This is a genomic window from Martelella sp. K41-7, assembly GCF_055808365.1.
Map to the genome: position 1 here is coordinate 2,681,006 of NZ_CM147867.1, position 24,938 is coordinate 2,705,943.

Sequence of the window (24,938 nt, forward strand, 5' to 3'; positions counted from 1 at the left end):
AGGCCCGGTGTCAGGAGCAGTAAAACGGTCAACCAGCGTCGTACTGTCATTGGGTTGCTCCAAGCAGGATCACGTCGTCCGGCGCGACGGCGAAATGCACTTTGTCGCCTTCTCTGAGGGCTGTTTCACGCGTTTGAAGCCGATATGCATGGCCATTTGTTTCCACAATCAGATCGGTGAAGTGTCCCTGAAACGCACGATTGATGACACGCCCGGAAAGAGCTCCATCGGCTGGGCCACTCAAAAGTCGAATGGTTTCGGGCCGGAAGCAAAGACTGAAGCGACCGGATGGCAAAGAGCTTTCTTTCGGCGCTGTGAAAGCTCCGATCGGGGTATCAATCAGCGGTTCAGATCCACCGTCGCACGCCCGCACGTATGCATGAAAGATATTGGCCGCCCCGATAAAATCAGCAACAAAACGGGTCTTGGGACGCTTATAAAGCACCTCCGGTGTATCGGCTTGTTCTACCCTGCCGGCATTCATCACAAAGATACGGTCGGAGAGCGCAAGCGCTTCAGTCTGGTCGTGGGTCACATAAATCGCGGTCAGGCCAAAATCCTGTTGGATCCGGCGAATTTCAATACGCACCTGATCGCGCAATTTTGCATCAAGGTTGGAAAGCGGCTCATCGAATAAAATGACACCAGGACGCATCACCAGAGCGCGGCCCAGCGAAACCCTCTGCTGCTGCCCACCGGACAGTTGGTTCGGTAGTTTTGCAAGCTGTGGTTCAAGACCGAGTTTTTCTGCGACTTCGCCGACACGCTGAAGGCGCTCCTTGCGTGGCACTTTTTTCTGTTTAAGTCCGAACACCAGATTCTGACCCACCGTAAGATGTGGAAATAAAGCATAGGACTGAAAGCAAAGGGCCGTGTCGCGCGATTCTGGCGGAACCTTTGTGACGTCTTGATCGCCGAGGTGAATCGTGCCTGCCGTAGGGACAAGAAAGCCCGAAATCATCTTCAGTAGAGTTGTCTTGCCGCAACCGGACGGACCAAGAAGCGTAACAAACTCACCGGGTTCAACGGCGAAATTGACATCGTTGACGGCTGTGAATCTATCGAAACGCATGGTGAGATGTTCAGCCGAAATGCCGGTCATTGTCTTGCCCCTGTTGTCGCCACACCTTATTACTCATGTTAAGTAAAATTAATATGACAGTTCAGAAAATGCACGGAAGAACGTCTCTGAGGCAGATGCTAGCCGCTGGATTTGCAAATTGAAAAATGCTCAAAGACTGGTATTTCGGGTTCTGCACGGTGCAGTGGAATGGCGTTCAGAAGCAAAAACAAAGGGGACACCGGCATGGTCTTTGAAATTGGTCGAAGCGGTGCACTTGTGCTCGACGCCGTTCGGCGCGGGGGAACGGTGGCGCGTGCTGAACTGACCAATCATACGCCACTGTCGCAGCAGAGCGTGCACCGCCTTGTTGACGATCTGTTGGAGAAGGCATTTTTGCATTTGGAAGCACCGAAAATAGAAGGGCGAGGCAAACCAAGCCCTCAATTGGCTCTTTCACCTGACGGCGCGTATGGTATTGGCTTGGCCATCGACACCGAAGAGGTTCGCCTTGCGGTGACCAATCTTGTCGGTGAAATTCTGCACTTGAAGACACTGAACGTGGACCCGAACAATCCGGAAGAGGTCCGAAATGTAGCAGTACGTGATATTCCCGAAGCGATTGAAACACTGAATCTAAATTCTAAACGCGTGGCTGGTATTGGAATTTCAATGCAGGGGTATCGCCGGAAATCCAGCCTTGCATTCGTTACTCCGCCGAAAATCGAACGTTGGCGAGACCGCGATGTTCGAGACGTGTTTGCAGGCGCGTTTGCATTCCCACTGATGGCTGAAAACAATGCGACGCTGGGCGCTGAGGCTGAGAACTGGGTGGGCGCTGGCCGCCGCTTTGACAATTTTGCCTATCTCTCGATCAATCGTGGCTTTGGCGGTGGCATCGTGATCAATGGTGCGCCCTATATTGGACACCATATGAATGCTGCTGAGATTTCCTCCATTTATACGCCAGAGGAGCAGGTGCGTCGTCCGGCTCTGCGCACTCTGATCGCCATGCTCCAGACGTCCGGTCGCGATATCAGCTCCGTCGGAGACTTAAAACAACGCTATGATCCCGCCTGGCCTGAAATTGATGTCTGGATCGCACGTGTCACACCTGCGCTCGACCAGATGTTGCGGGCCCTGACCGGGATACTGGACCCTGCGGCGATCGTCTTCGGTGGAGAAGCTCCTCGAGATCTCAGAACGAGGCTAGCAGAGGCGGTCAACCCGCGCTCAGTCGATGAAGTCGGCCTGCCTTTTCCTGGGCCTGAGCTTTTGATCAGCTGTATAGAAACCGATCCTAACGTATTGGGGGCAGCGCTGCTGCCAATCCGATCGCGGCTGTTCAGCTGAGTCGCAAACCGCCTATCTTACATGTTAAAACAAAAGTAAGCGTCGGGTTGGGCAGCCTTCGTGATAAGAGTCGAAGCAACGAGGTTACGTAATTAAATATGCCATGAATTCCGTAACGAATGTGTTTAACGTCGGACGGGTGGACATTTCAACGGGCCGTGATCGTCTGCGTTTCTTGGCTGCTGAGCAGAAGGCGAAAATTTTAACGGAGGCCGCAAACCATCGGGAAATTTTGCGACAGAACCGGATAAAAGGCTGTTCGGTATTACGTTCAAGCTCGTGGGAAAAGCGGAAGAGCCGGAGCTGGTGCTGAATCTGGACCTGTCACGGCTTCGTGCCGCCCCAAGTGCTCGTTTAAGCCACTTTCGGTTCGAAAGCGACGGGGCTTTTCCAGCCCAGCGCTGAGTGGCGTCGCCGTGGATTATAGAAGCCGTTTATGTACTCGAAGAGTGCCATCTCCGCTTGCCGCCGGGTTTGGACAGGTCGAAGCGGATCGTTTGGTGAGACATGCGTTCATTCCTGAGAACGATTCGGTTTCTTGATTTCGGTAAGCGAGATCGTAGCCAGCGCGATTCTTACGGTCAAGCATGAAGTGAAAAAAATTGCTAAACGGCATATTCTCGACTTGCCGCCGGCTTAACGATGAGGTGGTATGGTAAAAAGTTGAAATTGCTTATTTTTTTCTCATAAAAATGCGAAAAATAAAACGTCTCGCATTGCAGATCCATTAAATTCAACGAGTTAGGGAAATTGGATTCTGTGCGAAAAATAGAAAATAATTCTAATTTTCGCACTTTTCAACGATTTCTGCCAAAGTGTTCTGACTTTGTTCTGTCGCGCTTCTTCACCGCAATTCCTTTGAGGATGGTCAAGCAATTGAGTAGGGCGGTGACCAGTCCGAGATCCGGAAGACTGGCGTTGAAGGCAACTGGGCGTCCGCACCCTCGGCGGGCTTTCCAGCGAGTAAATTTGTTTCGTGTAAGAGGGCCTTGCAATGTTCAAAGAGCCCCGTCTGTCATTCGGAACAGCACTGGGATTCTACATGCTTGAAATCTTTCACAGACTCATTGCGTCGAACGCCTATGCCGAATTGCACAGGACGATAGCCGCTTACGTTCATCTCGTGAATGTTGATATGGTGGTAACGCCATAGCTCGGCAACTTCACCCGCGAGCGGTCTATTCCGCTACCCCGCGGTCGTCTTATGCACTGCCGACCTCAAAGGATGCCAAAGGCATAGAGAAAAACCAAGGAGGTGTGACTGCCTCCCTGGCCGATTTATGGCGCTGACGACATACGCTCATTCGCGCGCTTACGGCGCGGCTCTTCGGTATCCCCTAATCCTTCAAGGGTTACAGGCGTGTGATCTGGAAATTCCACCATGAGGCTCAGCTTGCCACCCATAGCTTCGACGTAACTACGCACCGTTGAAAGCATCAAATCACTACGCTTCTCCATCTGGGCGATGGTGGCTTGGCGGATATGCAGAACCTCTGCCAACTGCGCCTGTGTAAGCTGTTTAGCTTTGCGGAGCTCTTGCAGCGTTAGATACTCTGCGTGCAGGCGATCAGCCTCGGTGAGGATACGATCGCGCCGTTTTGCCGGGAGCTCATTCAGTTTATCCTTCAGAGACTTTCCCATCATTTTCTCCTTCTCTGCTCCGCAAGAAGATGATCGAGACGCTCATCCGCCTTGGCGATCAGCTTCTTGTAAAAGCGCTTCTCATTCACGCCCGACTTGTCTCCTGCTGTAAGCAGGATAGCCTTCCGTTCGGGGTCGAAGGCAAAAGCGATCCGCCACACGCCATCGCCCGCATTACATCTCAGCTCTTTCATATTTGCGTGCTTTGAGCCGTTCAAAGTATCCACGTGGGGGCGCTTTAGACTTGGACCAAGTTTCGCTAAAAGCGCGACATTGGCCAGGATCACGTCCTGAACCGCCTCGGAGAGGTCGTCAAACTCGCCCTCAAAATCGTCGTGAAACTCAACATCCCATTCCATGCCTGTTTATAGTCCATAACCTATATAGGTTTCAAATTATATTTTTCACCACCGATCTCATCACGCTGCGTCTTGAGGTCAGCCAGGAAATCGCCTTCGTCCACGCCTTCCGTGAACGTGACAGCGTCCGTCGCCCCCTGGATCGTCTGATCGAGGTAGTCGGGAAGTCTGTTTGCTGCGCTCATACGGCTACAGCCTGACGCAGCACATCGTTCCTGATATGAGCAGGAAGGTCGCGTGGGGTTTTCACATCAACCCTGACCCCAAGGGCTTCTTCGAGAGCCTCCTGCAAGCCGCCGAGATCAAACAGGGTGGTTTCCGGCAAGGGTTCGACCAAAACGTCGAGGTCGCTGTCCTCGCGATCGCGCCCGGTCAGCGCCGAGCCATAAATGCGAGGATTAGCCGTGCGGTAGCGTTCGGCAAGACGCCGGATGACGTCCCGATCCTGCAGCAGAGCTTGTGATGGCCTTTTTCCCGGCATGTCCTTGTCCTTCGCTCTCTATATAATTCAATTCTGATGACGTTCACAGAGCTTTCAACGCTGCTCTCTTCTGGCGAACTCGTCGAATGTTTCAGGCCTTGTCTGGACACGAACTGCCGTCGGCGGCAATTTGCAGTCTTCAATCCAGAATCAAACGAAGCGTCCATGTCGACCTTTCCGCCACTCGCACCGTCACTGGTCCCGCGTGAGACCCTGCCTTCCTATCTGTCGCGGCTTGCCGCGACCAAGGGCGTCAGCACGGGCGATCTTTGTTATGATATGAGGGTGGCTTTTCGGCGCGCGCTGAACTTTGAAGACGAGCCGCTGGCTGCAGTGGCGGAATTCGGAGGGCTGACGCCGAAGCAAATGGAGGAACTGGTATCTTGGACTGGCAAACCAGTCGGCGATGTCAGGTCGGTCTTGCGTGGTGAGGCATTCGTCTCGCGTGCCGTGCGCAATCCGACGATGCGAGGCTGCCCGATCTGTCTTCGAGAAGATATGGAGAACAGCGGCAAGCCGACACTGCAGAGCATAGTGATGCGCGGGCACTGGCTTCTGAGGGATACATGCGTGTGCGTGAAGCACTGCCACCCACTTGTGCCGCTATGGACAGAACCGCATTTTTCCAGACGGAATGATATAGGTCTGCAGCTCGACGGGATTGTCGAAGACATCAAGTGCGGAGCGTTTGAACGCCCGCGTATCGAAGCCTCCCACTACGACCTTTGGCTGGATCAGAGGTTGGAAAGCGGGAAGGACACGACCTGGTTCGCAGACCAGCCGCTCTCGGCCAGCGTCATCATGTGCTACAATTTTGGTTTCGAGCTGCTGAGGCTCGATCAAACCGCGATGGCTGATGATGCCGACACGAACAGGGCTGCGCGAGCGGCTGGCTTTGCGGTGTTGAGCCGCGGCGAGCCAGAGATCCGCAGCGCAATACGAGAATTGGCGGCGGCCGGGGAGGATGGCTATGAAGAGCCATCCGGCGCTTTCGGAAAGATCTATTCCGTGTTGGCGTATGAGTACTTGAACGACACCGGCCTCGACCGAATTCGGCGTATCTTTCGGGAAATCATTCTGGACACATGGCCTATCGATCCCGGCACTGATCTGCTTGGCGAACATGTCGTCACAAGGAAGCTGCATTCCGTGACCACGGCCGCCCGGGAGGCCGGCACGGAGCCAGAGCTCATGCGGAAATTGCTCATTGATGCCGAGGTGATCGATGCGAATGGGATGCTGTCGGACCGCCGAACCACATTCTCGGCGGAAGTCGCCCGCCCGATTCTGGCGCGGATCTCGGATGTTGTTTCTTTGAGGACCATGCGCGACGTGCTGGGAGCGACCCGCACAGAGCTGGAAGCTCTGGTGGCGGAGAATATTCTGACCCCACTCGCCTCATCCCCTGAAATCCGGAAACGCTGGCGCCGCGAAGATGGCGTGAAGCTGATGGAGGAGATCACGCGCGGGGCGACGCCCGTCGCGGCAGACGATTCTGGCTGGGTGGACATGCTGCATGCGCGCATGCGCAGCGGAACGTCATTGCGTGGCCTGATCAAGCTGATCGGCGCCGGACATTTTCGTGTCGGGTTGAGAGAAGGCAAGCGATGGTTTCGCAACGTCGTTCTTCAGAAGACCGAGATTGATCTGCTCGGTCGGGCACAAGACGATCGGCCAGTTGGTGAAATGTCGGCATCCGAATTCGGACGCGCTGTCGGTCTCCGGTACAATGGAGAGTTTATCGCCCTGATCGAAGCTGGCCACACGCCGGCAACACGCTCTCGGCATCCGGTAACACGGCAAGACCAATGGCGAATGACAAAAGAGGATATCGCTGCATTCCATCGCCGTTTCGTAACGATTGCAACTCTCAGGCAGGAAACCGGGCGGTCGAGCAATGCGCTACGAATGCTGCTTAAGAAGGAGAAGATCGAGCGCTTTGCACCGGATGGCGGGGATTTCGGCAGTTTGTGGCTGAGAACCGCAGCTATGCAGATTTTGTGATCGGAAGGTGATTTATGTCCAGGGTCATTCGATGGGGTATAGAGATAGAGGTTCAGCTTGATGACATGCTGCGGCGTTCGTGAAGATGCTGTCGAAAGGCCGATGATTTTCAAAACCGGTAGCATTATACAGACGCGCCAACTGAGAGCAGCATGAAGCGCTTTGAACATATCCAGCTCCAACGCCGCGAGGCCCATCTAGACTCTGCAAACGCGGCCTGGGCGGAACTGAGTGCAAAGCTCTATGATCTCGGAGTGGAGTATCGGCTGTTCGGCTCATATGTGGAAGGAAGCTTCCTCGAGCATTCGGATATTGATCTGATGATCATGGGGGATCTCAGCACTGACACCCGTCAGCGTGTTCGCCGGGCAGTCAGCGCCGCACAGGCGTCTTGGGATATCGAATTCGATATGTACTTCGCCGCGGATCTGACGCCGCAGGCATGCGAGGCCCTCCTGGGGAACTGAGTTCTTTCTCTCTCGCTTCCCCGCGAGACCGGGCCTCCGACGATAGGTCCGAAACGTATCTGGTCGCGCGCCGTGACCGGTCGCTGACTTCCATCCACCTGCGATTCCAGGCTCAGCGGTTATTGCGACGCAGAAAAGGCGGCGCTCTTCGGCAAACGCATAGGTTTCCGGTGGCGGCATAAACAGATCGGGTCGTTCGTCCCCCTCGTGAGGTGGTGAACGCAACATCAGCTTGGGAGCGATGGTGAAGCGTAAACCCATCATAGCGCAGTTTTGGCCGTCAGGTCGATATCGATCCAGCCACCTCGTTCCAGGCATACGAAGCGTGTCGCCCCTATTTTCTGATCTCGCCTTTTGTGCCAGTGGCCGAAAACCCAGACCTCGGGTTGGTGAAAGTCAAACATCGCCTGAAGCGCACGCGCCGTGCGGGATGGACCGGGCGAGTAATCAATGATCTGGAAGAGTTCCTGGCTGACACGCCAGGGACAATCATGCGAGACCATGACGCGTGGCCGCCTGTTGGACCAGGCTTCGAAGAGGAGGTCCAGATCTCTTTGGCTATGCTCTTCGTCTGGCCACCAGTCCTTGTTCTCCTCGCGATCGTCCTGATCGATTGACCAGGCCCCGTTCACGAAAAACATGTCGCCTTCGGCGCCGCTTTCAATGAATTGCGGATGGTTTCGGCATACGGACGGGCTATCATGGTTGCCACGGATGAAGCGATGACCGCTTCCAGGCTGGCAAGGCCATCTCCTTACGTCTTCCTCCCGTGCAATCCCAACTTCGAGATCACCGACCTGAATGCTCTCATCAACTCCGGCGACCGCGGATGCATAGGCGGCGCCGTCTGCATGGATGTCACCGATAAAACGCACGAGCCCACCTGTATCCACCTTCGAATCTCGACGGTGGGACAATGAAGAATGTTTGGTGCTTTCGCAACCAGTGCAGGCCCGCGATTCAATAGGTGTGATCGAGAAAACGGGTGTAGGCTCAGCCCGGCACCCCTTTATCTCGGCCGGCGAAAACCCTGCGGGAGAACTGGGCAGACCTAGTCTTTCGTCCAGTTCGCAACTGAGTTGGATGACCGCTTTCAGCGGTCTCGGCCTGTCGGGGAACCATATGCATCATGTCGCATTGCCGAACTGCAGCAATAGCCATTCGAGTTATAGACAATTCCGCTTTTTTGTCTGTAACGCGCGGCCGCTGAGCTTTTATGGCGCAGCAGACAATCAGGTATGCTCCCCCATTTCGGTCGTTCAATTACCACTTGCGATCTCCCGTAAGCCGACGATGTTTATGTCGTGACCGAGCGCTAGCCAACTACTTCAGCGTATGTGTTCGAATCCCACCCGGCCCAGCAAGCCAGCACCTAGCGCGCCATGCTCTGCTATGAAAGCGCCCATGCGCGCCACTGTGTCGATGCCGGCATACTCGCTGATCGTGACGCCCTCGAATCTCGCCGGCATCCTGATCCGCGTCGATCCAAGCCCCATGCAGATAGCTGTTATTGTAGGCGGCAAGGCAGGCGACATAGATGCGGGGATTACTGTCGTATACGTTGGTCATGTCTTTGATCTTCGAGTCTGAAGGTCAGCGAAGCGGAACGCCGCGCCTGACCATCTGGCCGTCGCCGAGACCGGGTGTGCAAACGGAGGGAGGCCTCGCGGGGAACCGGCTGCACGGAGCGCGGCAGGCGCGTAGGAAGCTGGGCGGAAGCCTCTCGAAGTGTGCCGAGGGCGGGGCCCTAAGTTCTAAGAATGGGCGTCATCGTAGTTCAGTATTACGCCCGCACGCTCATGCGAGGCGAATTCAACGAGGCATCACGCCGCGCAGCCGTAGGGGGTGGTGAAGGCGACGACGACAGGGTGGAGCGCGTGAAGTCTCGGTCCGATCACGATGATACCTCTTGCTACCAAACAAGGGTGCCGACGCCGCTCCGGCAAGGGCTTCGGCCGCAGCCGCGATTAGACGCTTGACATCCGGACTATGTGTATATAAATTATACTCATAACGTTTATATACGGAAATTGGAGACAGTCGTGCGTTGGGGTGTAGAGAAGCGCTTAGAGTTCATCGAGTTCCGCCTTTTCTGGGAAAGCGGGATCAATCGCGCTGACATTATCGACCACTTCGGCGTGTCCGTTCCCCAAGCCTCAAAGGATCTCACGCTTTACGAAGAAAAAGCACCCGGAAACCTGCTCTATGATAAGAGCGCGAAGAGGTACATGGCGTCGCCGCATTTCAAGCCGGTTTTTCTCGAACCGCACGCCGATATGTATCTCGCGCAGCTGCAAACAGAGCCGCTAACCGGAATTATTGAAGACAGCTGGCTCGCCGCCGTTCCGGCGTTTGACATGATGCCCGTGCCCCACCGAAGCGTGCGTGTCGATGTCCTACGCAAGCTTGTTGGCGCGATCCGGGGCCGCCGGGCTCTCAAGATTAAGTATCAGTCCATGAACACAACGCGCCCTGACCCCGAGTGGCGGTCGATTTCTCCGCATGCCTTTGGGCATGACGGCCTGCGGTGGCATGTTCGCGCGTTCTGCCACATTGATCGGAAGTTCAAGGATTTCATACTTTCCCGCTGCCTTGACTCAGGCGACGTCGAGGAAGCACTCGCAACATCTAGCTCCGACCGCCTGTGGCACGAGTTTGTCGATGTCATACTGACTGCAAATCCTGCTCTTAGTGATAGCCAGCGCGCGGTGATTGAGCAGGATTATGAGATGATCGAGGGAGCCGTGACTGTTCCCGTTCGGATGGCATTACTCTATTATTTTCAGAAGCGGTTGCGACTCGATATCGCCGACAAGGTAGATCGGCCACAGGAAATCCCAGTAGTGGTCAGCAATGCGTCCGAATTCGCCTCGGCATTAGCGAAGGCGACTGCATGAAGTCGCTCAACTTTGAGATTCTCCGTCCGAACTGGCCTGAGCTTGCTGGGCTCGGCGGATTTGCTGAATCCTACGCTCACGCTGACCCTGCTAGCGCGCTTGTGAAGCTGCGTTTATTCGCAGAGAATCTGACCAAGGACATTTATCGAGATTTGCGCCTGCCAAAACCCGAACAGCCGACTTTCGTCGATCTGCTCAAGAACGATGCATTCATCGCGATTACGCCGAAGGTCGTTCTCGACAAGCTTCATGCTTTGCGAGATCCACGGGAACAAGGCTGCACATGGGGAGCCCGTTCATTCGCAAAGCGCTCTCTGGCTCCTGAGGGAAGCCCACGACCTCGCACGCTGGCTCTGCGTTCAATACGGGCTAGCGAGTGCTGAAGAGCTAGGTACCTTTTCCCAGCCTCCGACACCCGATCAAACCGACGAGAGGGACCGTCGGAGGATTTTTGAGAAGCTCGCTGCCCAGGAAGCGCAGATGGATGCGCTCCTTTCGGAGCTTGAGGAGACACGTTCGAAAGCAATTGCGGCTGAGAAGGAGGCTGCTGACCTCAAAGCTATTGCACGGTCCGGACAGAAATCTGCTGATGAGTTGAACTTCAGTGAATCGGAAACGCGGACTCGTCTGATTGATAGCCTGTTGGCGAGCGCTGGTTGGGATGTCTGCGCGGGATTGAAAAGCTCTGCCGAGGTTGGAAAAGAGATTGAGCTCGACAATCAACCGACAACGAGCGGCATCGGGTACGCGGACTACATCCTCTGGGATGACAACGGAAATCCGTTGGCCGTAATTGAGGCCAAAAAGACAGCCGTGGACGCCAATCGCGGTCGCCATCAAGCCAAGCTCTATGCCGACAGCCTTGAAAAGAAGTTTGGTCACCGTCCGGTGATTTTTTACACGAATGGATTTGATATCTGGATCTGGGATGATGCGCAGGGTTATCCTCCACGCCGGTTATTCGGGTTCTATTCCAGAGACAGCCTTCAGCATCTCGCAAATTATCAACGCCTGCAAAAGAAGCCGCTCGACAGCATCCAGGTCAACGAGGATATCGTAAACCGCCTCTATCAGCTTGAGGCCATAAAACGTGTTGCCGAACGATTTACGCAAAAGCATCGAAGAGCGCTGATTGTTCAGGCTACAGGCACAGGTAAGACACGCGTTGCGATAGCTCTCACAGATCTGCTTATTCGGGCTGGGTGGGTAAAGCGCGTTCTCTTTCTGTGTGACAGGAAAGAGCTGAGAAAGCAGGCAAAGAACGCTTTCAACGACTTCCTCTCTGAACCCACCCGCATTCTCACTTCAAACGTTCGGTCGAACGCCAGCGAGCGTGTGTTTCTGGCCACCTATCCCGCCGTTCAGAAGGTCTTTCAGTCCTTCGATCCCGGCTTTTTTGACCTTATCATAGCAGATGAATCCCACCGAAGCATCTATAACGTCTACGGTGACATCTTTCATTATTTCGACTGCTATCAGATAGGGCTGACCGCAACACCGGTTGATTTCGTCACACGCAGTACTTTCAAGCTCTTTGGTTGCGAAGGACAGCTACCGACGTCGAACTACGATCTAGAGCAGGCTGTCGAAGAAGGTTACCTAACGCCATTCGAGGTTTACGAGCACACGACACAATTCTTACGTGAGGGCATCACCCTAAAGGGCCTCTCATCCACCCAGATTGAGGAATTAGAAGCGCAGGGGGAAGACCCTGCGCAGTACGATTTTTCGTCTGAACAAATCGATAAGGCGATCTACAACAAGGATACCAACAGGGCGATCCTTCGCAACTTGATGGAAAACGGCATTACCGATACGACCGGTCAAGTTCTCGGCAAGAGCATCATCTTCGCCCGCAACCATGAACACGCAATGCTGCTTCGCCAGCTCTTCGACGAAATGTACCCGCAGTACGCCGGGAAGTTTTGCCAGGTCATCGACAACTACGATCCCAGAGCTGAGCAGCTCATCGACGATTTCAAAGGCGAGGGAACGAACAACGATCTGATGATCGCTATTTCGGTCGATATGCTCGATACGGGCATCGATATCCCGGCAATCGTCAATCTCGTATTCGCAAGGCCGATCAAATCGCCGGTGAAGTTCTGGCAGATGATTGGGCGTGGAACGCGTCTTTGCCCTGACTTATTCGGGCCGGGCAAGGATAAACGCGTTTTCCGCATATTCGATCATTGGGGCAACTTCGCCCGTTTCGAGATGGGTTACAAGCCAGCGGAGCCGGCGCAGGGTAAGCCGCTCGCGCAGCTTCTATTCGAAGAGCGGCTGACGCTGGCTGAGACGGCGCTCCAAAAGAGCGAACCCGCTGTCTTCGACACGATCATCGCTTTGGTTTCTAAGGACATCAACGCACTCCCGGAAGAGTCGATCTCTGTGCGGGAAAAGTGGAAAGAAAAGCGCGCGCTTTCCAAACCTGAGGTGCTCAAGGCATTCGCTCCCGCGACCGTCGCCCGTCTCAGGCAGGAGATCGCACCGCTAATGCAGTGGCGAAACATTCGTGGTTTGGGTGACGCTCTTGCCCTCGATCTTCTGATCGCACGTATGCAGTTCGCTGTTCTACGGGGCTCGGGAGCTCTTGCTGATCTAAAGCTCGAGTTGATGGACCGCCTAGCCGCGCTTCAGATGCACCTCAATCCGGTGCGCGAAAAGGCGGAAACGATCAAGCACGTGAAAGCAAGCACGTTCTGGTCCGGTGCTAGTGTTGCGGACCTTGAACTGGCCCGGCTGGAACTCCGGGAGATTATGCATCACCGCGCAAAGGGCGGCTCGCAGGGTGTTCCGCCAAAGATTATCGACGTTACAGAAGATGCCAGCCAGGTGCAGTACGCACGCCGATCAGCAAGTCTGAAATCGGTAGACATGAGGGCCTATCATCAGATCGTGGAATCTGAGCTCAAGAAGCATTTCGATAGCAATCCGGTACTCAGGAAGATCCGGGCGGGGGAAACGGTATCGGACAAGGAAATCGATTCCCTTGTATCGCTGATCCTTACCCAAAACCCGGATGTCCGTCGCGAGCATCTTGAGGAGTTTTTCAGCGAATTGGCTGGCCCGCTTTATCTCGCCATCCGGATGATCGTGGGGATGGACCCCGAAGCGGTGCGCGAAAAGTTCACCGCCTTCGCGCAGTCGCATCCAAAGCTGAGCGCGAAGCAGACCCGCTTCCTGTCCCTTCTGCAGAACCACATCGCTCGCTACGGCACGATTGAGGTTGAACGGCTGTACGACGACCCTTTCACGGTGATCGACGCGGACGGTCCCGACGGCGTGTTTGAACAGGAAAGTGATCTAACCGATCTAATTGAAATTGTACGTTCTTTCGGCCCGAGGGCGGAAGAACGTCCCGAAGAAAACCCGAACGAGAGGAATTAATACAGTGGTCACGGGGGATCTAAAGCGGCGCGTCGATGCGCTCTGGACGGAATTTTGGCAGGGCGGCATTACGAACCCTCTGACCGTGATCGAGCAGATCACGTTCTTAATGTATGCGCGTCTTCTCGATATTAACGAAGCGCGTGATGAGAACCGTCAGAAGCGGACAGGTAAGCCGTTTCAGCGCCGTTTCAAAGAGGATGAGCAGCAATTACGCTGGTCGCAGTTCCGGCATCTAGGTTCCGATCAGATGCTCCCTTTGGTGCGCGACAAAGTCTTCCCGCATTTTCGTTCGACCGTCGCCAGTGGCAACGCCTTCGCGGAATTCATGAAAGACGCGCAACTCATGATCCAGAAGCCCGGTCTTCTGGTGAAAGCCGTCAACTTGATTCACGAGCTACCGCTGACAGAAGGCGACACAAAGGGAGATGTCTACGAATACTTGTTGAGCAAACTGACGACAGCGGGCATCAACGGACAATTCCGCACGCCCCGCCACATCATTCGACTGATGGTCGATATGCTCGAGCCGAAACCGACGGATACGATCGGCGATCCAGCATGTGGCACTGGCGGCTTTCTTGTCGGCGTTATGGACTACTTGCTGGAGACCTATACCTCACCCGAGGCGGTTATCGTGGAAACCGATCCTGAGACCAAGGCGGTTGAGAAAATCTATGTTGGCGATCGACTCGATGATAAGGCGCGTGAGCACATCCGCAACGGCATGTTCCACGGCTTCGATTTCGACTCCACCATGCTGCGTATTGCAGCGATGAACCTCATGCTGCATGGGGTCGACGACCCCGGCATCCACTATCAGGATACGCTGAGCACCGGCTTCACCGACAAGTTTCCGAGGCAGGCGAGTGAGGGCTTCGACGTCATCCTCGCCAACCCGCCCTTCAAAGGCAGCCTCGATTTCGAGGACGTGCACTCCGGCCTCCTGCGCCAGGTCAAGACGAAGAAGACCGAGTTGCTCTTCCTCGCGCTGATTCTGCGCATGCTGAAAACCGGCGGCCGGTCAGCGACCATCGTGCCCGATGGCGTGCTGTTCGGCTCATCTGGCGCGCATCGTCAGCTGCGCGAGCTCCTGGTGGATCAGAACCAGCTGGAAGCCGTGATCTCGCTGCCCAGCGGCGTGTTCAAGCCGTATGCAGGCGTCTCTACCGGTATCGTCGTCTTCACGAAGGGCGGACGGACAGACAACGTCTTCTTCTATGACGTCGAGGCCGATGGTCGCTCGCTCGACGACAAGCGGGAGCCGGTTCCGCAGAACGATTTGCCCGACTGCCTCGCCCGCTGGCGTTCCCGCAGCCCGGCCATCGATAGCGATCGAACGTCCAAAGCATTCTATGTCTCTGCGGAAGAGATAAGAGAAGCCGGCTATGAGCTGTCCCTGGGCCGTTACAAGAAATATGTCTATGAGGAGGAGGAATATGATCCGCCTCAGGTGGTACTCGAGCGAATGAAAGCCCTTAACGACGAGATTGCTAGTGATCTCGCCGAGCTTGAGGAAATGCTTCGATGACCGCAACGTGTTCGCTTGGCTCTGTCGTCGACGTTTCGGCAGGTCAACCCGCCCCGAAGTCCAATGAATTTGCAGAGGATGGCCTGCCATTTATTCGCGCTGGCAGCCTTGAAAATCTGCTCAATGGAGGAACACTTGCGGACTGTGAGAAGCTCCCGCAGTCGACGGCTGCTCGGAAACGATTCCGTATCTATCCAAAAGACACGATCGTGTTTGCGAAGAGTGGAATGTCGGCGATGCTCGGTCGAGTCTATCGGCTGCCTGAACCGGCGCACGTGGTAAGCCATCTTGCTGCTTTGGTGCCTACTGGGAAGTATGATCCAGGTTTCCTTACCCATTGGCTTCGGAAGCACCCACCGTCGCGCCTTATCAAAGACCCAGCTTATCCTTCGATCCGCGTGAGCGATATTGCTGAGGTGGGAGTGCCGGCGGTTCCACTGGAGGAACAGCGGCGCATCGCTGAAACCCTCGACAAGGCAGACGCTATTCGACGCAAACGTCAAAGCGCACTGGATCACATTGACTTGCTGATTGCGGCAGAGTTTGTAGCCCGGTTCGGCACGCCACAAACAAACGAGAAAAGTCTACTGACTGCGCCAATTAGCGCCTTCGGCAGAGTGGTTACGGGCAATACGCCCCCGAGAAAGCATCCCGACTACTATGGCGACGCCATTGAGTGGATAAAGTCAGATAATATCAACACGCCAAGCCATTTCTTAACTCCGTCCGCTGAGCGTCTCAGCGAACGAGGGAGAGTTATTGGACGAATCGCACCCGCTGGTTCAACACTTGTGACCTGTATTGCGGGAAGTCCGAGCGTGATTGGCAACGCTGCGTTGGCGGACCGTGAAGTTGCGTTCAACCAGCAGATAAACGCCATAATTCCGCACGAAGTCACGGATCCCTTTTTTTCTATTGCCAAGTTTTGGTTGGAAAGTCGCTGATCCAAGCTGCCTCGACTAACTCTATGAAAGGGATGGTGAGCAAAGGAAAGTTCCAACAGATTGAGTTTCTAGCACCAAAACTTGGAGAACAAACTGATTTTGGACGGTTTTTCCTGAAAGCGATTGAGGCGTCCCGAAATCTGCAGGCAGACCTGGAAACGTCTGAAGAGCTCTTCTCGTCGTTAACGCATCGCGCCTTCCGCGGAGAACTTTGAGGTGTCGCGATGCGCTTAACTCGAGATCGAGATTGGGAATTTCAAAGGGATCGGTACACGCCAAAGCATTGACCTGCGGCCAATCACGCTGCTCTTCGGCCCGAACAGCGCAGGAAAGAGTACGATCCTGCAGGCGTTGCACTACCTTCGTGAAATACTCGAACGCGGCAATGTTGACCCCGACCGGACGATTGCTGGCGGCCTCATCGATCTTGGCGGCTTTGCAACACTCGTGCACAATCACGAGCTCGATCGGACCGTCACACTTAAGGTCGCCTTGGACCTTCGGAACGAACAAGGTGCCGAGGGCCTGCCGCTAAATGCCGGTCTGTCCATTGGCGATCCCGAATTCTTTGAGTTGCCGCTTCGATACCTTGTTGGGGAGAGCGAGGAGTATCGCGATTACGCAATCGTGCAGGAAGTGGGGCTAGAGGTTGATATTCGCTGGAGCGCTCTTGAGCAGGCGCCTTATGCTTCGCGCATCGCTGTCGAGATCGATGGTGAGCCGCTGGCGGCCATCGTGTCGCCTCCATCCGAGGGGCGGGCCCAACTGACAGATTTCAATTTCGCGCATCCACTCCTGCGCCGCGCTGTGCTTCCGGATGACATGCCCGAGGACGGCGATCAAGCGGACCTCTCATCACCGCTTGAAGATGAGATTTGGTCGCTCGCTCGTGAAGCTGCTGCCGACCGCTCCACGCCGGATACGCCCGCCGACCAGTTGCGTATCGCCGTTGACACAGAGCTGGGGGCGCTTCCCGCTCTAGATGGAGAATTGGTCCTGGATATCCGTGATCCGGCTGCCAAGAAGGTTGAGATCGAAGAGCGCACGCCGCGCGTCAATGGTCTGCGCTCATTGCTGTCAGAGTTGGTTCTTGGACCGGCGCGGCTGATCCGCAACCACCTGAAGGAAATGACCTATATCGGTCCGCTGCGCGAAATCCCCATGAGGAGCTACCGGCCCCAGGTCACGCCGGATGAAGCGCGTTGGGCGCAAGGGCTGGCAGCGTGGGATTTGCTCTACATCGACCGCCGCGGCGATCTCATGAAGGACGTTAATTTCTGGCTTTCCGGCGAGAATCGCCTGCGAACGACATACCGCCTGGAGCGCGTAGAATTCAAAGAAATCCCGGTGCCGGGGATTGTCCACCAGATGTTTGAACGGGGGCTGAGGGAAGATGACATAGGCGAGCTGCAAGAGCTCTATCGCAGCCTTGCCACGCGTAGCGAGATTGCTTTGCGGGATTTTGAGAAGGGCATTCTTGTTGCTCCGGGTGATGTCGGTGTCGGTATCTCCCAGATGATTCCTGTCATCGTCGCCGCGTTGCGCGGCCGAGGTAGCGTGCTTGGGGTCGAGCAGCCCGAGTTGCATATTCATCCCGCAATTCAGGTCGGGATGGGAGATTTGTTCATCCATGCGGTCCGGCGTGATTTTGAGAAGTTGTCGAGCGAGAAGTCGCTTCTGATCGAAACGCATAGCGAGCACATCCTGCTACGGCTGCTGCGGCGCATACGCGAGACCACCGACGATGAACTGCCGCCCGGAACTGACGGCCTGTCGCCTGACGAACTTTCGGTGATCTATGTCGAGAGCAGTGAAGCCGGTATCGTCTTCCGCCAGCTGGAAATCGACAAAGACGGCGAATTCCTGGATCAGTGGCCGCACGGGTTTTTCGAGGAGCGCGCCGGGGAGCTTTTCTGATGCTTCATGAATATGCCGTCGAACCCGCTGCGATCGCCGAAGACTGGCAGACCTGCCGCTATCTTTGCGAGAAGTTCGGTTACGACCGCGGCCGCCTGCTGTCGCTCTTTCCCAAGAAATGGCTTCCTCTGGCGATCGAGGCTGCGGGTCACCTTAAGCCGATGGAAAAACACAGGGTAACGGAGAGCCTCAAGCAGCTTAAGAACCGCGCTTCGATGAAATCGGGCCGCCCTTACGACGATCAGCTCCCCACATGGCTCGATAACGCAATCGCCCAGCACGGCGAGAAGCCGTTTCACGCGATCATTGCGCAGGAGAACCCGGCAAATCATGCGGCGGTCCTGAAATCTGGGGACATCGATGAGGCCATGCCGCTAATGGCTATCGCACCGGACCGCGCGGTCCCGCGCGACGAAGCATCGATCTCCGAGGCCCTCGAATTTCTCCTGCGCCTGAGCTCCCGCATCCTGTTCGTGGACCCCTTTTTCGATCCCTACAGCCCGAAGTACCGGCGCACGTTGCAGGCTTGCCTGCGCATCGTCAAAGACAACAACCCTGCCGCCTCATGCGAGATTCACTATCGTTTTCATCCGGATAAGCCGGCAAACGCCGAGCTTGAAAATGAGGCCGCCAATCTTTTCCCCGGTACAGTGCCGGACGGGCTGCAGGTGAAGATCTTCTGCTGGCGTGAGATCAATGGCGGTGAGGATTTTCATGATCGCTATCTTCTCTCCGAGAAAGGTGGGATTGCCATCGGTGCCGGATACTCCGCCGAGGGCGCTAACCAGACCACGAACATGCATTTGATGAGTTCTGTCCTCTCCCGCCACCGCTATGATTCCTTTGCGCGGGACGCTGGAATCTACACTCTCGAAGGACCGATTCTCCTCGTATCGAGCACCGGCGCGGTGGCGCGGCTCTAACGGGGTACTTCCCCACAGCTTTCTGAGTTTGACGTGGGCAGGCGGCCTCTCTTCATAAGTTGCTGATAAAACAGGTCATTTTGACGGCAATGCGCCTGTCGAACGAACCCGTTCGCACTACCAGACGATTGGAATCGTAACTAGATTGACATAGAAACTATATGGGTAAATTATATGTAGGTATCAGCAATGTTTCGTAAAGGGAGACTCTCGGTGGTAGATCGTTACGTGACCAAACATCCGAAGGGCTGGGCTGTGAAGGAGCCTGGCGGGGAGCGCGCCAGCAGCGTGCACAATACGCAGCGCGAAGCTGAGCAAAGAGCCAAACGGACCGTCAGTAATCTCGGCGGCGGCGAAGTTCGCATTCAGGGACGCGACAGGAGGTGGCGTGATTCCGACACGGTCGCCCCGGGAAATGATCCTTTCCCGCCGCGCGACAAGAAGCACTGAGAAAGGCGGGACCGGCATGAAGGCGTTCATCTCATACTCACATCGCGACACGGCTGCGCTTGAGCGCCTTCATACCCACTTGTCGATGCTCCGGCGCGAGGGACAAATCACCGAATGGTATGATCGCGAGATTCTCGCGGGGAGCGACCTCGACAGCGAGATCACAGCGCAGATCGAATCGAGCGAGCTGTTCCTTCTCCTCGTCAGTCCCGATTTCCTCGCTTCTGACTATTGCTACGACCGGGAGCTACGCCGCGCCCTGGAACGACACGAGAGCGGCGAGGCGATCGTCGTTCCGATTATCGTTGAACCATGCGACTGGAAGTCCTCGCCGTTGAAGCAACTCAAGGCGCTCCCGCGCGACGGTCAGCCGGTCAGTGAATGGACCAACCAGAATAATGCCTTTCTCGATGTTGTCACCGAATTGCGCCATGTCGTGGCGCGCGACGACAGGGCGGATGAGCGCGAAGACGCTCCGATGCCGCCGGTTCGTGCCTCTGGTTCGCGGTACCGCGTCAAACGGGAGTTTGACGAAATCGACCGCAGCGATTTCCGGTCAAAGGTATTCGAGATCATGCGGCGCTATTTTGAAGGCGCTGTCGCCGAAGTGGATCAGATCGACGGTGTCCGTGCACGCTACGTCTCGACCGGGCCGCTCAGCTTTACCTGTACCCTTATCAACCGGGCGATCGATCATGGCACGGCGCATATCACCGTACACGGCCAAAGCGGCGCGATGGGCTTCTCCGATATCTATTATTCATTTCAGGAGAACGCCCCGGCCAATACCGCCAATGGCGGTTTCACGATCGAGAGCGACGACTACGAGCTTTTCCTCAAGTCAGGACCCTTCGGTTTTGAAACCAACGATGAGCGGCTGACAGCGGAGCAGGCGTCAGCGCTGCTATGGACCAATTTTCTGGATCAGGCGGGGGTGTCCTATGACGACTAGGGTCCGTTTCCGTTGCCTGAACTGCGGCAATCGCTTTGAAGAAGAAGTTCTCGACGAAGACGAAAAGCGTGAGGCACGCCGCCGCGATCAGCCGACATATCCAATTCACTGCCCTGAATGCCAACGGACAGAAATCAGGCGGGGATGGGAGTGAAGGCGATGCATGGAGAAATAGGAAGGGATAGACAGGAGGTCGGGAAATGGCGCGCCGTGTAACACCATCCCAGCTGAGAAGCATGATGCGACAGGCTCAGCAGAAGCAGAAACGTGCCATCGATGACCTTAATCGCGGCATCCGAGAGTATAACCGCAAGGTAAAGCAGGAGGTCGACCGCTACAACCGTGAGGTTAGGGCGCATAATTCCCGGTTCCGCGCGAACCGGCAGCGGCTCAAGAACGAAATCGCGCGTCTTAATCGTCAGACGAACACCACACGCTATGTCACCTACCGGGTGTCGGTCGACACCATGCAGGCGGCGTATGAGCGCCTTGAAAGTGCAGCCGACCAGGGACGCTTCGACGAGCGCTACAATGAACTTTTGGACCTGTCAGAGCGTGAGGCCGCAAATAACGCCGGCCTGATGAACGCGCTGCTGGAAGACAGCGCCATCGCTGACGACGCACCGGCGCCCGATGAGCCGGAAAGTCCGCTCACACCGATCCTCCAGCGTCTATCCGCAGATCTCTGCGACAGGTGGCGCGGCGCCCTGTACTCGCTCAGTCCGCAAAATCCCGACGCGGCGCGCCACTTCTGCACCAGCGCGCGCGAGATTATCACCCGCATTCTCGACATGCACGCCCCCAATGAGGCGGTCGAACAATCTATTCCCAACTGTGAGCGGACACAGCAGGGAACGCCGACCAGACGGGCAAAGATCAAATACATTCTTCACCGGAGCGGCATGGTGGGGGACGAACTGGAGTCTTTTGTTGACAGCGACATCGAGAATGTCGTCACGCTCTTCCAGACCTTCAACCAGGGTACACATGGCGAGGCCGGAAAATTCAGCTTCAACAAGCTGCAGGCGATCCGCGTTCGCGTCGAGGACGGGATTCTCTACCTCTCGCGACTAATTCTCTAGAACCCGCGCGGCGCGGAGAAAGGATCGGCTGAACATATCAGAACCAGAATATCCACAGAGTCGCGGAGCAATTCCTTCGCCATCGTGGCAAATGTTCCCTGATTGTTCTACCTAGTTCTCATGTCGAAGATCCTAACGCCAAACCAGATGCTCGGTCAGATCGGAGAACTCGCTGTAGGGCAGCGGTTTCTTCATATCGGCTTTCAGTTTGACGGCCGGTCCCGCCTTGAAGCCGGGATCGACGGCATCGCCGAAGTGATGGATGAAGGCCGCCCCTTGGCGCGAATGATCGCCGTGCAGGTCAAGGCAACGGCAGAGGGGAAATACACATCCGAAGACGATACGGGGTTCAGCTATCTGCTCAAGCCGAAAGACCTGGATTACTGGCGCGGATCGAACCTGCCCGTGATCATCGTCCTCTATCGAAAATCAGACGAGAGTTTCTACTGGAAAGAAGTCCCGAGTGGCGTCACAGCGGGTGAGCGCCGCCTTCGGTTCGATAAGGCGCAGGACGTCTTAGATAGCAATGCGGCCGACCATCTGGCAGCCCTCACGGTGCCCAAGGCCGGATTCGGCTATTACGTTCCGCCGCTTGGCGGGGGCGAAAGCGCCCTTGTTAATATGCTGCCGATCACCCTGCCTACCGAGATATTCGTTGCTTCGACACCGCATAGGGGGCCGAAGGCAACGTCGTTGCTCCTGGAAGCTGACGGACCCGCCCGGTTCGACTGGGTCATCAATGGCGGTTCGTTCTGGTCATTTCACGATCCCCGCAATTCCTCGTGCCGCGACATTGTCGATACCGATCAGGTCGAGGCGATCGAGACGAGCTATCTCGCTTTTCACGAGGACCTTGACGAGCAGCATAAATTCTCCTTCCTGCTACGGCAGACGCTCAGGCACCAGGTTGCGGAAGACCTGAACTGGGAGAAGGAGCGCAAGCTGCTTTATTTCCGGGCGGAAGAGAAGAATGCCCCCGCCGGTTCCATTATGAATCGACGCAGAAAAAGACACATGCCGACGTCGTGAATGTCATTACCAGCAAGAAGGAAGAGGGGCTTGTTGCCTACGTGCGCCACCACGCATTTGCGCCGCGCTTCGAACTGCTCGACGACCAGTGGTTTTTGATCATCACCCCGACCTACTATTTTACGACGGACGGCTTCACACCGCACTCTTACCCGCAGGCTTTGCTCGCCGGAAAGAAGCGTCTGGATAACAGCGCCTCGCTGCGCGGTCAGGTGATCATGTGGCATCGCTTCCTTACCCAGAAACAGAGCGCAGGTGATGATCTCTTCGAACGCCATGCGGTTCAGGAGCCTCGCCTGAAATTCGATCCGCCGCCGCAGATCGCGCTTGATACACGGGTGCCGGAAGATGTCTGGGGCACGCCGAAGAAACGACCCGAAGACCCAGCCGAGCAGGAAAGGTTCGCGGTCTGATGGAATTCGAAAGCAAGATATTTGAAGAGCCCGAGCTGGAATTCGGCGATCAGCATCACGGCCTGGATCCGCGCCGCGGACTCGTCGAAGCGGGGCCGCTGCAGCCGCCCTTGGGGGAGGTGATCAGGGTCGGGGTTGTCGGCAGCACGAAGACGGTCGAGAGCACGCAAAAATACTTCTCGGCTGTTGCAACAGGGATCAAGGGAAAGGGCGAGAAGCATCCTAATCTGCACCCGGATTTTCCCGGCCTTGGCAATCAGAATCCTTTCCGCTGCCGGTTTGAAATCCCGGAGAATGTTACGGCCGCACTATCACAGAGCAAGATCGACAAAATCGTCAAGGAGCCGCATCACCAGAAGGCGGTGGAGATGGCAGTCGATGAAATATTCTCACTGCTGCAGACGCTGGATGATAGCGGCTACCGACCTGATGTTGCCATCGTTGCCTTGCCGGTCGCGCTTATCGAGCGTATCTGGAATGCGAAGGTAGATTCAAAAAGTACGACCGAGAAGGAAGACAGCGGCGGTTCAGATGCCCCGAATTTCAGGGGGATGCTCAAAGCTCGAACGATGGGTCTGAATTTTCCGATCCAGATCGTGTGGGAGGATGTGATCGACGACAAGGCGGCAATCTCCCGCAAAATCAAGGAAAGCAAGGACCGCGAGATACAGGACGAGGCAGACCGGAGCTGGAACCTCTTCACCACACTCTATTTTAAAGGCAGCGGCCGCATCCCATGGCGCCGCCAGCCACGGGAAGGCGAGTTTGCCGCTTGCTATGTCGGGATCAGCTTTTACCGCGAGGCAGGGGGCCAGCAGCTTTTTACCAGCGCGGCGCAAATGTTCGATGAGCGCGGGCGCGGGTTCATTCTCAAGGGGAAGAGGGCGCAAACCGAAAGCCGCGGCCGTCATCCCTATATGACCGACGATGATGCCTACGAGCTCATCGGGCAGGTGCTTGCAGCCTACAAAAATCATCACAAGCACTATCCGGCACGGGTCATTGTGCTCAAAACCTCCCGTTTCCGGGAGGATGAGGCCGACGGCATTCTGCGCGCGCTGGAAGAAGCGGGCACCGAGCTTCGCGATCTTGTCTGGGTTCAGGAGTCGTACGCAGCAAAGATCTTGCGCGATGGAAACTATCCTGTCCTGCGCGGCACGTTTGTGAACCTGGCGGGTAAGGGCTTGCTCTACACAAATGGCAGTATACCCTACTACGGCACCTATCCGGGTCTGTATGATCCGCGTCCGCTGCTGCTTTGTCCGCATAAAAGCTGCGACAGCACGATTGCCCAAATCGCCGAGGAGGTCTTCTCGCTGACCAAAATCAACTGGAACTCGACCCAGATGAACCAGCGCCTTCCGATCCCTATCCGCGCAGCGCGTAAGGTGGGCGAGATCCTAAAATATATGGGCGAAGGCCAAACCGTAAGTACCGACTACCGGCGCTATATCTAGGCGGCACCATCAGGAAGCATGTCTCTTGTTTCGGACGCGCATGTAGCCCTTTGCTCTGCTCTGACTTGACGCGAAATGATTGATTGGTTCCTCGAATATTGCGGACAGTTCCCGGACCCGTCTTTGCAGCTCCTCCCGTTTCATGGAACGCTCCTTGGACATTAGCTGGTAGAAAGCGACCCAGAACGCTGCGGCATCGTCGAAATTGATCGCGTTCTGCGGCCCGATGAGCGAGTAACAGCCGGTTTGCGGCAGGAGCTGTTTGGCGAGATTCTCGTGCGCCATCTGGCAGGCCGAGACGAAGATGCAGATCACCGGCAAACGCTACGCCGTCAGCGCATGATAGAACCAGACTGACAACTGCCCTGTCTCGAACACGACCCGCCGGACTGACGGTGCACGTTTGCGGATCACTGCTGCGAGCCGTTGCGGGTCCGACGCGCACTTGCCCCGCCAAATCCTCTTGCCGTCCTGTCGGATGGATATTGCTGTCTCTTTCATGAATACGTCGAGACCGATATACTGATGCATGGTTGTCCTCCGTTCGGTGTTTGGGCCCGGTTGCGATCATGAGCCCGTTCTTCATTC

Annotated in this window: 23 protein-coding genes and 2 pseudogenes; 16 read left to right on the forward strand and 9 right to left on the reverse strand. The window is 55.9% G+C overall.

All coding sequences use genetic code 11. From position 1 onward, the window contains the following. Positions 1-46: 46 nt before the first annotated feature. Positions 47-1,102: an ABC transporter ATP-binding protein gene (locus tag AC0L7L_RS12700; RefSeq protein ID WP_473509362.1), complete on the reverse strand. Its 1,056-nt coding sequence runs from the start codon at positions 1,100-1,102 to the stop codon at positions 47-49. A gap of 204 nt (positions 1,103-1,306) precedes the next feature. On the opposite strand from AC0L7L_RS12700, the gene AC0L7L_RS12705 reads away from it, so the two are divergent. Then, complete coding sequence (locus AC0L7L_RS12705) at positions 1,307-2,413, forward strand: ROK family transcriptional regulator (protein WP_473509364.1); 1,107 nt, start codon at positions 1,307-1,309, stop codon at positions 2,411-2,413. A 354-nt stretch (positions 2,414-2,767) separates the two neighbouring features. Here the strand turns inward: AC0L7L_RS12705 and AC0L7L_RS12710 are convergent. The 5 genes and pseudogenes from AC0L7L_RS12710 to AC0L7L_RS12730 form a co-directional block, all read right to left on the reverse strand. Beyond that, positions 2,768-2,890 (reverse strand): annotated as a pseudogene (locus tag AC0L7L_RS12710) (IS3 family transposase); the annotation flags it as partial. Positions 2,891-3,691: 801 nt separating this feature from the next. After that, positions 3,692-4,054, reverse strand: coding sequence for a helix-turn-helix domain-containing protein (locus AC0L7L_RS12715; protein WP_272212326.1), 363 nt, complete (start codon positions 4,052-4,054; stop codon positions 3,692-3,694). Continuing rightward, positions 4,054-4,413, reverse strand: coding sequence for a type II toxin-antitoxin system RelE/ParE family toxin (locus AC0L7L_RS12720; RefSeq protein ID WP_272212327.1), 360 nt, complete (start codon positions 4,411-4,413; stop codon positions 4,054-4,056). Before AC0L7L_RS12720 ends, AC0L7L_RS12715 begins: the two co-directional genes overlap by 1 nt. Positions 4,414-4,433: 20 nt before the next feature. Continuing rightward, positions 4,434-4,598 carry a hypothetical protein gene (locus AC0L7L_RS12725; RefSeq protein WP_473509367.1) on the reverse strand — a complete coding sequence of 55 codons (165 nt, stop codon included), beginning with the start codon at positions 4,596-4,598 and terminating at the stop codon, positions 4,434-4,436. Continuing rightward, entirely contained in the window at positions 4,595-4,894 is a 300-nt protein-coding gene (locus AC0L7L_RS12730) for a nucleotidyltransferase family protein (RefSeq protein ID WP_106313101.1), read from the reverse strand. The genes AC0L7L_RS12725 and AC0L7L_RS12730 overlap by 4 nt, the downstream gene beginning before the upstream one ends. Before the next feature lie 165 nt (positions 4,895-5,059). On the opposite strand from AC0L7L_RS12730, the gene AC0L7L_RS12735 reads away from it, so the two are divergent. Then, positions 5,060-6,898, forward strand: a complete 1,839-nt coding sequence (locus tag AC0L7L_RS12735) for a TniQ family protein (RefSeq protein ID WP_473509369.1) — start codon at positions 5,060-5,062, stop codon at positions 6,896-6,898. 152 nt (positions 6,899-7,050) lie between these two features. Next, positions 7,051-7,365 (forward strand): nucleotidyltransferase domain-containing protein, encoded by a 315-nt coding sequence (locus AC0L7L_RS12740; protein ID WP_272212331.1) that lies wholly within the window; start codon positions 7,051-7,053, stop codon positions 7,363-7,365. 260 nt (positions 7,366-7,625) lie between these two features. On the opposite strand, the gene AC0L7L_RS12745 is transcribed toward AC0L7L_RS12740, so the two are convergent. Both AC0L7L_RS12745 and AC0L7L_RS12750 read right to left on the reverse strand, forming a co-directional pair. Then, complete coding sequence (locus AC0L7L_RS12745; protein WP_473509371.1) at positions 7,626-8,240, reverse strand: metallophosphoesterase; 615 nt, start codon at positions 8,238-8,240, stop codon at positions 7,626-7,628. 448 nt (positions 8,241-8,688) lie between these two features. Then, on the reverse strand, positions 8,689-8,934 hold the full coding sequence (locus AC0L7L_RS12750; protein ID WP_473509373.1) for an antirestriction protein ArdA: 246 nt from the start codon (positions 8,932-8,934) through the stop codon (positions 8,689-8,691). A gap of 473 nt (positions 8,935-9,407) precedes the next feature. Here AC0L7L_RS12750 and AC0L7L_RS12755 point away from each other — a divergent pair, with 473 nt between their 5' ends. From AC0L7L_RS12755 to AC0L7L_RS12815, 13 genes are all read left to right on the forward strand, one after another. Then, entirely contained in the window at positions 9,408-10,262 is an 855-nt protein-coding gene (locus tag AC0L7L_RS12755) for a BrxR family helix-turn-helix transcriptional regulator (RefSeq protein WP_473509374.1), read from the forward strand. Next, a complete protein-coding gene (locus AC0L7L_RS12760) occupies positions 10,259-10,645 on the forward strand; it encodes a hypothetical protein (protein ID WP_473509375.1) in 387 nt (128 codons plus the stop codon). The genes AC0L7L_RS12755 and AC0L7L_RS12760 overlap by 4 nt, the downstream gene beginning before the upstream one ends. Before the next feature lie 97 nt (positions 10,646-10,742). Next, positions 10,743-13,652, forward strand: coding sequence for a type I restriction endonuclease subunit R (locus AC0L7L_RS12765; protein ID WP_473509376.1), 2,910 nt, complete (start codon positions 10,743-10,745; stop codon positions 13,650-13,652). Between the two features lie 4 nt (positions 13,653-13,656). Beyond that, positions 13,657-15,183 carry a type I restriction-modification system subunit M gene (locus AC0L7L_RS12770; RefSeq protein WP_473509378.1) on the forward strand — a complete coding sequence of 509 codons (1,527 nt, stop codon included), beginning with the start codon at positions 13,657-13,659 and terminating at the stop codon, positions 15,181-15,183. Next, entirely contained in the window at positions 15,180-16,127 is a 948-nt protein-coding gene (locus tag AC0L7L_RS12775) for a restriction endonuclease subunit S (RefSeq protein ID WP_473509380.1), read from the forward strand. The genes AC0L7L_RS12770 and AC0L7L_RS12775 overlap by 4 nt, the downstream gene beginning before the upstream one ends. A 246-nt stretch (positions 16,128-16,373) precedes the next feature. Continuing rightward, positions 16,374-18,044: a DUF3696 domain-containing protein gene (locus tag AC0L7L_RS12780; RefSeq protein WP_473513919.1), complete on the forward strand. Its 1,671-nt coding sequence runs from the start codon at positions 16,374-16,376 to the stop codon at positions 18,042-18,044. Next, on the forward strand, positions 17,999-18,967 hold the full coding sequence (locus tag AC0L7L_RS12785; RefSeq protein ID WP_473509382.1) for a hypothetical protein: 969 nt from the start codon (positions 17,999-18,001) through the stop codon (positions 18,965-18,967). Before AC0L7L_RS12780 ends, AC0L7L_RS12785 begins: the two co-directional genes overlap by 46 nt. 213 nt (positions 18,968-19,180) lie before the next feature. After that, a complete protein-coding gene (locus tag AC0L7L_RS12790; protein ID WP_473509384.1) occupies positions 19,181-19,417 on the forward strand; it encodes a DUF2188 domain-containing protein in 237 nt (78 codons plus the stop codon). A gap of 16 nt (positions 19,418-19,433) precedes the next feature. Continuing rightward, positions 19,434-20,369 carry a toll/interleukin-1 receptor domain-containing protein gene (locus tag AC0L7L_RS12795; protein WP_473509386.1) on the forward strand — a complete coding sequence of 312 codons (936 nt, stop codon included), beginning with the start codon at positions 19,434-19,436 and terminating at the stop codon, positions 20,367-20,369. A gap of 200 nt (positions 20,370-20,569) precedes the next feature. Next, positions 20,570-21,451, forward strand: a complete 882-nt coding sequence (locus AC0L7L_RS12800; RefSeq protein WP_473509388.1) for a pPIWI-associating nuclease domain-containing protein — start codon at positions 20,570-20,572, stop codon at positions 21,449-21,451. 120 nt (positions 21,452-21,571) lie between these two features. After that, positions 21,572-22,480 (forward strand): DUF4365 domain-containing protein, encoded by a 909-nt coding sequence (locus AC0L7L_RS12805; protein ID WP_473509390.1) that lies wholly within the window; start codon positions 21,572-21,574, stop codon positions 22,478-22,480. Continuing rightward, the gene (locus AC0L7L_RS12810; protein ID WP_272212345.1) at positions 22,477-22,893 is read left to right on the forward strand and encodes a hypothetical protein; all 417 of its coding nucleotides are present in this window, start codon (positions 22,477-22,479) and stop codon (positions 22,891-22,893) included. The genes AC0L7L_RS12805 and AC0L7L_RS12810 overlap by 4 nt, the downstream gene beginning before the upstream one ends. After that, positions 22,893-24,350, forward strand: a complete 1,458-nt coding sequence (locus AC0L7L_RS12815) for an argonaute/piwi family protein (protein ID WP_473509392.1) — start codon at positions 22,893-22,895, stop codon at positions 24,348-24,350. Before AC0L7L_RS12810 ends, AC0L7L_RS12815 begins: the two co-directional genes overlap by 1 nt. A gap of 327 nt (positions 24,351-24,677) precedes the next feature. On the opposite strand, the pseudogene AC0L7L_RS12820 reads toward AC0L7L_RS12815, so the two are convergent. Beyond that, positions 24,678-24,881 (reverse strand): annotated as a pseudogene (locus tag AC0L7L_RS12820) (IS110 family transposase); the annotation flags it as partial. Positions 24,882-24,938 lie beyond the last annotated feature (57 nt).